The organism is Hyalangium versicolor, from assembly GCF_020103695.1.
Classification (GTDB): Bacteria; Myxococcota; Myxococcia; order Myxococcales; family Myxococcaceae; genus Hyalangium; species Hyalangium versicolor.
This window is the reverse complement of record NZ_JAHXBF010000011.1, coordinates 255,503-267,624: the sequence shown is the minus strand read 5'-3', so window position 1 is coordinate 267,624 and position 12,122 is coordinate 255,503. Positions and strand designations below refer to the sequence as shown.

Annotated in this window: 10 protein-coding genes; 4 read left to right on the top strand and 6 right to left on the bottom strand. The window is 68.3% G+C overall.

Going from position 1 to position 12,122, the window contains the following annotated elements; genetic code table 11:
* Window positions 1–48 precede the first annotated feature (48 nt).
* On the top strand, window positions 49–1,902 hold the full coding sequence (locus KY501_RS23885) for a cytochrome c3 family protein (RefSeq protein WP_224365558.1): 1,854 nt from the start codon (window positions 49–51) through the stop codon (window positions 1,900–1,902).
* Window positions 1,903–1,904: 2 nt separating this feature from the next.
* Window positions 1,905–2,354, top strand: coding sequence for a hypothetical protein (locus tag KY501_RS23880; RefSeq protein ID WP_224365557.1), 450 nt, complete (start codon window positions 1,905–1,907; stop codon window positions 2,352–2,354).
* 15 nt (window positions 2,355–2,369) lie between these two features.
* Here the strand turns inward: KY501_RS23880 and KY501_RS23875 are convergent, their stop codons facing one another.
* The 6 genes from KY501_RS23875 to KY501_RS23850 are packed head-to-tail and all read right to left on the bottom strand — an operon-like array spanning window position 2,370 to window position 9,061.
* Entirely contained in the window at window positions 2,370–3,158 is a 789-nt protein-coding gene (locus tag KY501_RS23875; protein ID WP_224365556.1) for an amino acid ABC transporter ATP-binding protein, read from the bottom strand.
* Window positions 3,155–4,642, bottom strand: a complete 1,488-nt coding sequence (locus KY501_RS23870) for an ABC transporter substrate-binding protein/permease (RefSeq protein ID WP_224365555.1) — start codon at window positions 4,640–4,642, stop codon at window positions 3,155–3,157. Before KY501_RS23870 ends, KY501_RS23875 begins: the two co-directional genes overlap by 4 nt.
* 21 nt (window positions 4,643–4,663) lie before the next feature.
* Window positions 4,664–4,921 (bottom strand): hypothetical protein, encoded by a 258-nt coding sequence (locus KY501_RS23865; RefSeq protein WP_224365554.1) that lies wholly within the window; start codon window positions 4,919–4,921, stop codon window positions 4,664–4,666.
* A gap of 8 nt (window positions 4,922–4,929) precedes the next feature.
* Entirely contained in the window at window positions 4,930–5,919 is a 990-nt protein-coding gene (locus tag KY501_RS23860) for an FAD binding domain-containing protein (RefSeq protein ID WP_224365553.1), read from the bottom strand.
* A 17-nt stretch (window positions 5,920–5,936) separates the two neighbouring features.
* Window positions 5,937–8,414 carry a xanthine dehydrogenase family protein molybdopterin-binding subunit gene (locus tag KY501_RS23855; RefSeq protein ID WP_224365552.1) on the bottom strand — a complete coding sequence of 826 codons (2,478 nt, stop codon included), beginning with the start codon at window positions 8,412–8,414 and terminating at the stop codon, window positions 5,937–5,939.
* The gene (locus KY501_RS23850) at window positions 8,414–9,061 is read right to left on the bottom strand and encodes a (2Fe-2S)-binding protein (RefSeq protein ID WP_224365551.1); all 648 of its coding nucleotides are present in this window, start codon (window positions 9,059–9,061) and stop codon (window positions 8,414–8,416) included. Before KY501_RS23850 ends, KY501_RS23855 begins: the two co-directional genes overlap by 1 nt.
* A 205-nt stretch (window positions 9,062–9,266) precedes the next feature.
* On the opposite strand from KY501_RS23850, the gene KY501_RS23845 reads away from it, so the two are divergent.
* Entirely contained in the window at window positions 9,267–10,646 is a 1,380-nt protein-coding gene (locus KY501_RS23845; RefSeq protein WP_224365550.1) for a hypothetical protein, read from the top strand.
* Between the two features lie 20 nt (window positions 10,647–10,666).
* Complete coding sequence (locus KY501_RS23840) at window positions 10,667–12,049, top strand: DUF4785 family immunoglobulin-like domain-containing protein (RefSeq protein WP_224365549.1); 1,383 nt, start codon at window positions 10,667–10,669, stop codon at window positions 12,047–12,049.
* The last annotated feature ends 73 nt before the right edge of the window (window positions 12,050–12,122 follow it).

Here is a 12,122-nt window from a genome sequence, read left to right as displayed (position 1 = left end):
GGAGACAGAGATCGACTCGACCGGCTGAAGCGCCTATGCATTCGGGCCATGTCGGTTGGAGCGCGGCTGCGCGGCCCATACCTCGCATGGGGACTCGGACTCGCTGTCGTGGCGTTCGTGGGCGGAGCCGCACTCCGGGCGACAGCCGCCGAGGTGCGCACGCCCGTGCCGCTGGCCCCGGTGGCGTACTCGGGGGCCTCCTCATGCCAGCCGTGCCACCCGAACCACTTCGAGAGCTGGCGGCGCACCTTCCATCGGACGATGACGCAGGAGGCTTCACCGGTGGCGGTGCAGGGGGACTTCAGCGGGGTGAGCTTCACCTATCAGGGCGTCACCTCGCGCTTCCTTCGCGAGGGGGAGCGCTACTTCATCGAGACGTTGGATGGGCAGGGCCGCATGAGCCGCCAGCAGGTGGTGCGCACGGTGGGCTCGCGGCGCGTGCAGCAGTACCTGGTGCGTGATGGAGACCGCTACATCCGGTTGCCGGTGGCCTGGGACATCGAGGGGCGGCGTTGGTTCCACCTCGCGGGGGGCTTCCTGGATCCGGACGGGACGGACTTCAATCGCCACCGCTCGCTGTGGGACGGCAACTGCATCTTCTGCCACAACGTGAAGGCACAGCCGGGCTACGACTGGCAGCGGGGGAAGTTCGACAGCCACGTGGCGGAGTTGGGCATCTCCTGCGAGGCGTGCCATGGGCCGGGCACGGAGCATTCCTCGCGCAACCGGTTTCCGCTGCGGCGCTACTACCTGCACTACTCCGGCGCGCCGGATCCGACGATCGTCAACCCCCTGCGCCTGGAGCCGCTGCGGCGCATCCAGGTCTGCGGCCACTGCCACGGCCAGCGCATGCCCTCGCCGATCGAGCGCATCCGCCAGTTCCTGTCGGAGGGAGATCCGTACACGGCGGGGGAGGATCTCGCCGCGTACACCCAGCCGTTGCACCGGGACAGCCACCTGCAGGGAGTGGATGTGTCGTTGCGCTTCTGGAAGGACGGCACCCCGCGCCTCACCGCGTACGAGTACCAGGGGCTACTGATGTCCAAGGACTTCCAGAAGGGTGGGCTGACGTGCCAGCACTGCCACACCATGCACGGAGGGGATCCGCGGGGGATGATCACCGAGGAGAAGCGCGGACCTGCGGCGTGCCAGGAGTGCCACGCGGACATCGTGGCGAAGGCCGCCGATCACAGCCGGCACCGCGCGGGTTCGTCGGGCACGGACTGTTACGCCTGCCACATGCCGAAGATGGCGTACGGCATCATGCGCATCCACCCGACGCACCACATCCAGAAGCCGGAGCCCGCGCGGGCCTGGCGCTACGAGATGCCGGAGGCGTGCACGCTGTGCCACACCGATCGGAGCGCGCATTGGGCGGCGGAGACGCTGAGCCGGCAGCAGGGACAGCCGGCTCCGGCGGATGTGCCGTCGGATCCAGCCTTCGGGGTGGCGGAGATGGTGCGGACGCTGCTGTCCGGCGACGTGGTGCAGCGGGCCGTCGCCGCGTCCGCGCTGGGCGACGCGAGGAGCTATACGGCGCAGCCGGTGGCGCGGCTGTGGGCGGTTCCGTTCCTGCTCCGGTCCATGGAGGATGACTACGCGTCCATCCGGCGCCTCTCGTGGCTCTCGCTCCAGTCGCTGGTGACTCGCGCGGGCGAGACCCGGCCGGCCCTGGCGAGCAGCTCGGGGGCTCTGCCTCGCTTCGAGCCCCAGGCCACCGCGGAGGAGCGCGCCCGGGTGGTGCAGCGCTGGCGGCAGTGGTGGGCGGGGCTGGACAAGGGTGATATTCCGCGCCCGGACGCATCGGTTCCGCTGGACGCCGCGATGGAGCCGATCCCCGCCGTGGTCGAGCAGTTGCTGCAGAAGCGCGCGGCGCAACCTCCCATCCAGATAGGCGAGTGAGTGTGACGACGCAGAAGAAGACGGAGGTTCCCGCGGCCGGGGGTTTCGCCCGGGTGCATGCCCGGTTTGGCTGGACGCTGCTCTTCGTGTCGCTGGCGTTCGGGTCGGTGCTGGAGACGCTCGAGGGCTTCCGTTGGGTGTCGCTGGTGTCGGATCCGTGGAAGCAGCGGCTCTGGTCGCTGGCCCACTTCCATGGCGCGGCGCTGGGGTTGCTGAACCTCATCTATGTGCACTGGGCGGACACGGCGGGGCTCAGCGAGGGGCGCCGGACGGCGGCGTCGCGGATGCTCCGGATTGGCAGCGCCGCGATGCCGCTGGGCTTCCTGCTCGGCGGCATTGCCCATCCGGAGGGAGATCCCTCGCTGGGCATCATCCTGGCACCTGTGGGCGCACTGTTCGTGCTGTACACCGTGGCCGTGCAGACGCTCGCGGTGTGGCGCCGCTCGGCGTAGCGGCGGGCTCGGGCTTCAGCTCCCGCTCTCGGTGCGGACGTGGAGCACCTTGCGGAGGAACTCGCGCGTTCGGGGCTGCGAGGGCTGGCTGAAGATGACGGACGGTGGGCCCTGCTCCAGGACCGTGCCCGCGTCCAGCACGACGACGCGGTGAGCCACCTCTCGCGCGAAGCCCATCTCGTGCGTCACGACCAGCATCGTCATGCCTTCGCGCGCAAGCCCCAGCATCACCTGGAGCACCTCGTCGGCCAGCTCGGGATCCAGGGCCGAGGTGGCCTCGTCGAAGAGCATCACCTCTGGCTCCATCGCCAGTGCTCGCGCGATGGCCACGCGCTGCTGCTGACCGCCCGAGAGCCGGATCGGGTACTCGTCCTTCCTGTCCAGCAGCCCCACGCGCTCCAGCAGCTTCAGGCCAATGGCCTCGGCCTGGGCACGTGGCAGTCTCTTCACTTTCATGGGCGCTTCGATGACGTTGCTCAGCGCCGTCATGTGCGGGAAGAGGTTGAAGCGCTGGAAGACCATGCCGATGTGCGTCCGCTGCCGATCCACCTCGGCCTCGGGGCGCGGCACCAGGTGTCCTTCCTTCTCCTTCCTCCCGAGCAGCTCGCCGCGCAGCCAGATGCGCCCCTGCGTGGGGGACTCCAGGTAGTTGAGGCAGCGCAGCAGCGTGGACTTGCCGCAGCCGCTCGGCCCGATGATGACCACGACTTCACCGGTCGCCACCTCGAGATCGATGCCTCGGAGGATTTCGCGCTCGCCGAAGGACTTGCGCAGACCCTCGACACGGATGATGGGGCCGCTCATGAGCCTCGCGCCTCCAGTCGCTTCTCCAGCCTCTGGGCCAGAGCCGTCAGCGCCACCACGATGATCAGGTAGCCGACGGCGGCCCAGGCGTATACCTCCGGGCGGAGGTACGTGCCCGCGAGCTGCTTCGTCTCGTAGAGCATCTCCGGCAGGGCGATCACCATCACCAGCGAGGTGTCCTTCGAGAGCGCCGCCAGCTCGTTGACGAGCGGAGGGATGAGCCGCCGGAACGTCTGCGGCAGGATGACCCGGCGCATGGCCAGCTCGTGACTCATGCCCAGCGCTCGGGCTGCCTCCATCTGGCCCTTGTCGATGGACTCGATGGCGGCCCGGAAGATCTCCGCGATGTAGGCCGCAGCATTGAGCGACAGCGCGACGAGCCCCGCGGCCATGGGGCCCAGGCGCACGCCGATCATCAGCGGCAGAGCGAAGAAGATGAAGAGCAGTTGCAGCAGGAGGGGCGTTCCTCGGAACAGGGTGATGTAGCCCGAAGCCACGCCGCGAATCACCGAGCGCCGTGAGATGCGCGCCAGCGCCACGAGCAGCCCCAGGGCGATGCCGCACGCCCCGGAGCCCAGCGTGAGCTGCAGCGTTACTCCCAAACCCTGGAGCACGCGGGGCAGCACCACCTCGCGAGAGAAGCTCCAGAAGCCCTGCGGCTTCATCGCCTGTCCCAGCTCTCCGCCGAACCAGTGCCCGGAGAGCTGCTTCAGCGTACCGGTGGCGCGGATGTCCTCGAAGGCTCGGGCGATGGCGGCCGTCAGGTCCGCGTCCTGCTTGTTGATGGCGATGCCAATGGGTTCGGGCTCGAGCGCCTGGCCGGTGATGACGAAGCTGTCATCCCTTCGCGAGAAGAAGCGGCCCACGGGCTCATCGATGACGATGACGTCCGCCTGCCCGGACTTCACCGCGGCGAAGCACTCGGTGGCGCCGGGAAAGGGACGGATCTCCGTGACGGCGACACCGCGCTTCTGGAGTTGCTCCACCCACCGCTGCGAGGTGGTGTTCGTCTGCACGGCCACGCGATATCCCGCGAGCTCCTCCTCGGTGCGGATGCTCCGGCCCCGGGTGGTGACGAAGACCTGGGACATGCGCGCGTACTCGACGAAGTCCACCTGCTGCTGGCGCGCGGGGGTGATGTTCATCGACGAGAGGATGATGTCGTACCGCCCCGAGGTGAGCCCGGCGAGGATGCCGTCCCAATCCATGACGACGAATTGCGCCGTCACTCCGAGCCGGCGGGCGATCTCTCGCGCGAGATCGATGTCGAAGCCCACGGGCTGGCCGTTCTCCAGGAACTCCATGGGAGGGTAGGTGGCGTCGATGGCCACCCGTAGCACTCCCGCGGCCTGGACTCGGGCCAGGGCACCTCCCGGAGGAGCCACGGGAGCCGGAGCCGAGCGGGTGGGTTCTTCTCCTGGGGCAAGGCCCGGCAGGAGGGCCACCCACAGGAGACAGATGATCGTGAGGCTCCAGCGCTTCATGAGGTGCACGCACCTCACGTCTTACTCCAGGAGCAGCGGGCCTTCCTCTGGATCCTCCATGGGAGCACGGAAACAGACACGCCCCTCGCCACAGGAGTGAGGGTGCACCAGGTCATCGTCGGGCCCGACACACTCTCCGGTCGCGATGCACCAGAACGTCGCGGTCGAGACGAAGCCCACGTCCCAGGCCACCGTCGCGTCGTACCGGATGCCCGGCTCTCCCTTCGAGCGTACGCGGCGGCAGACGCGAGGCGGTTTCTGCTCGGGATTCGAGTCCATGCGCTCCCTCAGGCTGCCGCCGCGGTGAAGAGGGTTCTGCGGACCGTCGTCTCGAGGATGGGGACCTTGTAGGCGTTCCTCGACAGCGGCGTCGCTCCGCCCACTGCCGCCTGCGCCGCCTGCCGGACGATCGTCTCGTCGAGCGTCTTGCCCACCAGCAGCTTCTCCGCCTCCGTCGCCCGCCGAGGCGTCGGCGCCACCCAGCCCATGACGATCGACGCCTGTCGGCAGACGCGGCCGTCCATCTGCAGCACCACCGCGACATCGCAGATGGGCCAGTCGTAGCTCTCGCGCTCGCCCTGCTTGTGGTACGCGGCCTTCGTCCCGGCTGCGGGCACGGGGATGCGCACGCGCGTCAGCAGCTCGTTCGGCGCGATGATCGTGTCACCCTGGCGCTTCATGTCCGGTGGCAGCAGCAGCTCGGACACGGGCACCACGCGCGACTTGCCCCCAGGACCGGTCAGTTCGACCGTGGCGCCATACGCCACCAGCGCCGTCGCTGGAGTGGAGGCGTGCACCATCACCGTGCGCTGGTTGTCGAAGATGGCGTGGTACTGGTTCTCTCCCGAGCGCACCCGCTCGACCGCGTCGCCCCCGGTCTGATGGAAGAACTCATTGCGGAAGTACCAGCAGCGGGGCCGCTGGAGCAGGTTCCCGCCGATGGTGGCGGCATTGCGGACCTGGGGTGTCGCGGCATGCTCTGCCGCATCCGCGAGCGCCACGAACCGGCGGCGCACCTCCGACTCCCGGGAGATGCGGGCCAGCGTCACCAGGGCGCCCAGTTCGAGGCCCTGCTTGGCATCGAAGCGCACCCCGTCCATTCCCGGGATGGTCTTCAGGTTGACCACGCGCTGAGGGGTGACGACCCCTCCCTTCATCAGGTCCAGCAGATCCATGCCGCCGGCCTTGGCCACCACGGACTTGCGCTCGTTTCCTTCCGCCAGCAGCGAGACGGCCTGTTCCACGGACTGGGCATCCACCCATTCGAAGCTCTGCATGAGTTGTCTCCTCCGTCTCAGGTCCGCAGCGCCGCGAGCACGTTCGCGGGAGTCATCGGGAGCGTCCGGATGCGCTTGCCCGTCGCGTTGTAGAAGGCATTGGCCACCGCCGCCGCGGTCGCCACGTTGGCGGGCTCGGCCACTCCACGCGCATCCGTCGAGGACTGCGCGCCGAGCTGCTCGAGCAGCAGCACCTCGATGGTGGGCACCTCGCGCGAGCCGACGATCTTGTACTGGTCCACGTTGGCATTGAGCTGGTGCCCGCTGCCCGGATCGAGGTGCCGCTCCTCGTAGAGCGCGTAGCTCACGCCCTGGATGACACCTCCGTAGATCTGGCTCTCGGTGAGCTTGGGGTTGATGGGGCGCCCGCAGTCATGCACCGCGACCACCCGCTCCACCTTGACGATGCCCGTCTCCGTGTCGACCTCGACTTCGGCGAACTGCACCCCGCCAATGCCGTGGCGGCTGATGCTCATCTCCGGCGTGGAGAACGCGTAGCCCTCGTAGTCGTCCCGGCGCTCGGCCCGGTGGGAGATCTCCGCGAAGCCGGCCTTCTTCACCGCCTCGCGGAAGGTCATCGATGACGAGCCCTTGCCCTTCACCATCACCTTGCCATCGGCGAAGACGATGTCGTCCGCATTCGCCTCGAGGATGGGGGCCAGCCGCGAGGCCAGGTCCCGGGCGCAGCGCCAGGCGGCATTCCGGGCGGCGGGAGTCAGCGAGCTGGTGACGCGGCTGCCTCCCGACGCGGGGCCCATGGGGTAACGGGAGTCACCCACGTGGGCGCCAATGTCCTCGGGGCGCAGGCCGAACTCCTCTGCCACCACCTGCGCCAGGATGGTGCGCGTCCCCGTGCCGATGTCCTGCGTGCTGCTGAAGGCCTCGACCGAGCCATCTCCCGTCACCCGCACCTCGCAGGCGGTGTTGCGGTGGACCAGGTAGAGCCACTGGGACTGGGCGAACCCCATGCCTCGCTTGATGGGGCCCTTGTCCGAGCCCGCGGGCCGGCGCTTGCTCCAGCCGAACCGGTCGGCGCCGATGCGGCGCTCGTGCGCACGGGCCAGACTGTCATCCGTCCCCGAGATGTCGATCTTCCCTCGGAGCACGATCGGATCCATTCCGATCTTTTCCGCCACCTCGTCGATGGCCTGCTCCAGGCCGAAGATGCCCTGGACCTGGCCGGGGGCCCGGAAGGCCGCGCAGGGGCCGGAGTTGGTGAAGACGTCGTACTGTTCGACCTTGACGTTCGGGCAGGTGTAGAGCGTGGAGTGGGCGAAGCCGACTCCCGCGCCGCCCGCCACGCCTCCGCTGCCGTAGGCCTGGAGCTGGATCGCCGTCAGCGAGCCGTCGCGCTTCGCGCCCACCTTGAGCCGCTGGATGCTGTTCGGACGGTTGCCTCCCGAGACATGCTCATCCCGGCGGTCCAGCATCATCCGCACCGGCAGGCGGGCCTTCTTCGAGAGGTGGATGGCCAGCAGCCCGAAGTTGCCAATCCCGTACTTCGCGCCGAAGCCGCCACCGGTGAAGTCACAGAGCACCCGGACCTTGCTCTTGGGCAGTTCGAAGTGCTCGGCCGCCTCGTCCCGGACACTCCCCACGTACTGCGTGGAGGCGTGGATCGTCAGCCCATCGTCCCGCCAGTCGGCCACGAGCCCGTGCGGCTCCATGGGCACGTGCGTCTGTACCTGGGTCCGGAACTCGGCCTCGACCACCACGTCCGCGTCGCTCAAGCCCTTGGCCACATCTCCACGCGGACCCATGCCTCGGGGCTTCGTGTCGGGGCCTCGCACGTTGCCCTTCTGGGGAAGGCCCGGCGGTGCGCCTCCGCCTCCCGCTGTCGCCGGCTGTTCGGTCGGGCCGGGGAAGACGCGCGGCGCGTCCTCCTTCATCGCCGCCTCGATCTCGGTGACGTGGGGCAGGGGCTCGTACTCCACCTTGATCAGCTTCGCCGCGGCCTCGGCCGCCCGTGGAGTCTCCGCCGCCACCGCCGCGATGGGCTGGCCCGCATAGCGGACCGTGGGGTAGCGCTGGCTCTGCTCCGTCTTCGGATCGCGCAGCTTCGCGGTCGAGAGCAGTCGCTCCAGGACGTGAACAGCTCGAACGCCGGGGTAGCGCTCGGCCGCCGAGGTGTCCACGGACTTGATGCGCGCGTGGGGAAGAGGAGAGGTGACCCACTTCCCCCACAGCATTCCAGGCAGCTGGACATCGAAGGTGTAGCGGGCCTTGCCGGTGACCTTCTCGATGGCGTCCATGCGAGGGATGGGCTTGCCGATGGACTTCAGCTTCGAGTTCTCGGCCAGCGGTGGCGGCTCGTCCGCGGGCACGCGACGGGTCACCTCCTTCAAGCCCTCGCCGACAATCCCATACGACAGGGTCTGCTCTCGCGAAGGCCCGGGGTTCGGCGGAGGAGGCTTCTGCGGACCTCCGGTCTGCTTCTGCCCGTCGGCGGGGGTGGTGGAGGACCGGGTCTCGGTGGTGTCCTTGACGCTTTGCATCAGCTCTGCCCCTTGGGCTTTCCGCCACCCTTGGCCGCGGCCAGGGTCGCCTTGAAGACGTTGGGATAGGTGCCGCACCGGCACAGGTGGCCGCTCACCGCCTGCTTCACGTCGTCGAGCGTGCACTTGGGGTTGCGCTCCACCAGCGCGGCACAGCTCATCACCATGCCGGGCGTGCAGAACCCACACTGCATCGCGTCATTCTCCACGAAGGCCCGCTGGACCGGGTGCAGCTCGTCACCCCGGGCGAGCCCCTCGATGGTGGTGATCTTCCGGCCTCGGGCATCGAAGGCCAGCGTCATGCAACTGGCGGCGACCTCGCCGTCCAGCCACACCGTGCAGGCCGAACAGGCGCCGCGATCACAGCCAATCTTTGTCCCCGTCATGCCCAGGTGATTGCGCAGCACCTCGGCCAGCGTCGTGGCGGGATCGACCTGGACGGACACGTTGCGGCCGTTGATGGATAGGGAAAACCCTATGGGCTCGGGTCCTACCACCGAGGGGCCTGTGGCCGCTGTCGCCGCCTCCGCGACGGATTGCGTCAAGGTGGCGGTCAGCGCCGAGGCACCCGCGCCGGTGAAGAAGGCGCGGCGGCTGAGCTTGGGAAGCAGCGGCTTGGAACCAGAGTCATCGTCGGGTGGGGCCAATGTCGAACGCTCCTCTCGCGGCCCAAGCTACAGAGCGATGCACGGGTGTCCCAGCCAGGAGTGAATGCTCGATTCCTCAGTTTTGTATGGCCAACAGAGCGATGCTGAGCTTCCAGCTAAGTCCGTTTTGCCAGCCCATCGGATATCTCCTACTGTGCAAGTCCCCACTGCGTGAGGCCGAGTTGTCGGCCTCCGGGAGGTTTCCATGCACTTGTTTTCCAGGACAGGTTGGCTGCGAGCCGCAGCCTGCGCCTTGCTGCTCGGGGCGGGAGGTGCCGCTCAAGCCGCCACGGGCGTGGTCTTCGTCCACGGCACGGGCGATCAGAGCGTCAGCTCCGCCACCACGGGCTATTGGACGCAGTCGTCCATCGACACGATGCGCAATGGCCAGCCGTATCTGATCATCGGATATCCCGGCGCCACCTGCGCGGGCTTCAGCCAATGTAGCTGGGGGCCGATCGTCGACCAGATCGTGCCGTGGATGAACGCCAACAACATCACCAGCTTCACCGTCATCACCCACTCGAACGGCTCGAGCCCGGTGCGCTACATGCTGGGGCACACCGGAGCGGTGAGCGCCAACGGCAACACCGTCAACACGGTGGTGAGCCGCATCTCGCAGGTCATCTTCATGGCGCCGGATCTCACCGGCACCCCGCTGGCCAACAAGGTGACGACGAGCGGCTCGTTCCTCAACATCGCCAACAGCATCGTCGAGTTCTTCGGAGGTGGCAGCTACAACAACCCTGCCGTGGTGCAGCAGCGCACGGACAACATGAGTGTGTACAACTCGAACGGCACCTTCGCGGGAGGCCAGGGCGCGACGACGGTGGGCGGCAAGCCCATCTCGGTGGTGCGAGGCAATCGCGTCTACGCCAACCTCTTCTCGAGCGACGCGTACTGCGGCGGATACCTGTACAGCATCGGCCTGAAGGCGGCGGCGCTGCTGGGCTGGGGCAGCTTCAACGCCAGCACGGATGGCTTCATCGGCACCGAGAGCTCGGGCTACTTCGGCAACATCATCATCGACGACGGCCGCCTCAACCACCACCAGTCGCGCCGCAGCTGCCACAACAGCGGCAACCTGGTGGCGCAAAAGGTGGCCAACGCGCCCATCCCTCCGCCATCGAGCCAGACGTACGCGCCTGAGACGAACGTGGCGGCCGCGGGATTGGCCTGCAACAACTACTACTCGGGCTACGCCACGGACTTCATGAACGGGCACACCGTGTGGAAGTACGGGTGCTCGAGCAGCATGCTCACCAATGGCTACGCCGAGCCCGATTGCCTCATCTCCTATGGGTACTCGAGCAGCTACAAGGTCCCGAGCACCGCGAGCTGGAACCCCTACCTCAATGCCGCCTACTACCCGGCCTGGACGGAGGTGTGTCCGGATTCGTGGCAGGGCGATGGCATCTGTGACGCGTGCCTGGTGGCCAAGTATGGCTTCGATGCCACCACCGGCTCCTCCGGCGCCAATGATTGCGTGCAGGCGCCTCCGGGTGGCTCCAACTGGTGTGGCGATCTCGCCTACGACACCTATTGGGGTCTTCATAACTACGCCGTCGTCCAGGCCCTTCACTGAGCCCGAGCTGGAGAAAGACTATGAACGCTCATCGATCCTTCATTCAGTTCGCCGGCCTGGGGCTGGCAGTCGTCCTCCTCGGGGGGTTCACGCCCGTGTCCGCCGCGAACTCCAGGCTGCGCACCACCTCGGGCGCCACGCTCTCTCCGGGGGATGTGGCTCCCGGCCGGCTGTTCGCTCGAGACGCCCGCGAGGGCGTCGGCCCGGGCCTCGTGTCCGTGTCCAACCCCGTCTCGCCTCAGCAGCCGCTGGCGGCGCCGATTGTGCCCGAGACACGGCGCTCGAAGTCCACCGTGCTACATGTGGCTCCGGGCTCGGAGGCCACCGAGCTGCGGCTGCCCATCACCTCGCCCGACGATGCCTGGGTGATGCTCATCCCCAAGGGCAATGATCCCAAGGTGGGGGAGGAGGCGCTGCGGGACGTGGCGATGTTCGACCCGAAGGGCGTGCGCGCGGACGTGCGCGCGGCGCGGGCCGGCAGCGAGCAGCTGGGCGCGGACCCGGACCGGCTCAAGGCTGAAGGCATCACCAAACCCATCTCCATGCTGCGCATGAGCAAGGACATGGGCCGCGGGCTCTACAAGCTCCAGGTCGGACCCAAGGCGGCCAGGGTGGGGCTGGCGATCGAGATCCGCGAGCCTTCCTCCGCCACCGAGCTGGCCATCACCCCTTCGGCGATGCAGCTCTCTCCTGAGGCCGACGGGTACGTGACGGTGGGCCTCCAGTCCGACGCGGCGCTCGAGGGCGTGCGCGTGGAGGCCACGCTGCTCACCCCGCGTTATGAGCGGGATCGCTCGGTGCCCGTGGTGAAGGTGGGCAAGGAGTACCGCGCCATGGTCTCGCGCGTGATGACGGAGCGGGACGAGCCGGGCACGTGGATGGTGGAGATCCGCGCCACGGGCACGGTGGGTGGCGTCCCCTTCGATCGCCTGGAGGAGACGGCCTTCGGCTTCGTGGTGCCGACGGCGCGGATTGCCGCGCTGGGGCGCGAGCGGCTGGTGCGCGACAGCAGCGGCCGGGTGACGGCGCTCGAGGTGGACGTCATGGTGGAGAGCCAGGGGCTGGATCGCTATGAGGTGACGGGCACGCTCGTGGCCACGGACGGCAGGGGTGTGGAGCGTCCCGTGGCCGAGGCCCAGGTGACGGATCAGCTCGGCGCGGGCTCGCAGGTGATGACGCTCCGCTTCGAGGCGGGCCACGTGGGGCTGTCCAGGCTCGGCGGCAGTTATGCGCTGCGCGGACTGCAGCTCTACTCGCTCGGCACCAACACCCTGTACCACCGGCTGAACAAGGGCCTCGAGGTCCGCTTCCCGGCGGTGCGCGTCGAGGAGCTGGCGGCCGCCGAGGTGACCCCCGCCATCGAGACGATGATGCGCGAGGGGGCCTTCAACCTCCGCGAGTAGCCTGCGCTGCCGAGTGGGGCATCCACGGATGCTCCACTCGACCTCGCGGGGCATGCCAGGGGTTCTGGAACGA

Bases quoted from the DNA above. Each gene is read 5' to 3' on its own strand.
- KY501_RS23845 (WP_224365550.1), top strand. From the start codon at position 9,267: ATGCACTTGTTTTCCAGGACAGGTTGGCTGCGAGCCGCAGCCTGCGCC.
- KY501_RS23885 (WP_224365558.1), top strand. From the start codon at position 49: ATGTCGGTTGGAGCGCGGCTGCGCGGCCCATACCTCGCATGGGGACTC.
- KY501_RS23855 (WP_224365552.1), bottom strand. From the start codon at position 8,414: ATGCAAAGCGTCAAGGACACCACCGAGACCCGGTCCTCCACCACCCCC.
- KY501_RS23875 (WP_224365556.1), bottom strand. From the start codon at position 3,158: ATGAGCGGCCCCATCATCCGTGTCGAGGGTCTGCGCAAGTCCTTCGGC.
- KY501_RS23865 (WP_224365554.1), bottom strand. From the start codon at position 4,921: ATGGACTCGAATCCCGAGCAGAAACCGCCTCGCGTCTGCCGCCGCGTA.
- KY501_RS23860 (WP_224365553.1), bottom strand. From the start codon at position 5,919: ATGCAGAGCTTCGAATGGGTGGATGCCCAGTCCGTGGAACAGGCCGTC.
- KY501_RS23840 (WP_224365549.1), top strand. From the start codon at position 10,667: ATGAACGCTCATCGATCCTTCATTCAGTTCGCCGGCCTGGGGCTGGCA.
- KY501_RS23870 (WP_224365555.1), bottom strand. From the start codon at position 4,642: ATGAAGCGCTGGAGCCTCACGATCATCTGTCTCCTGTGGGTGGCCCTC.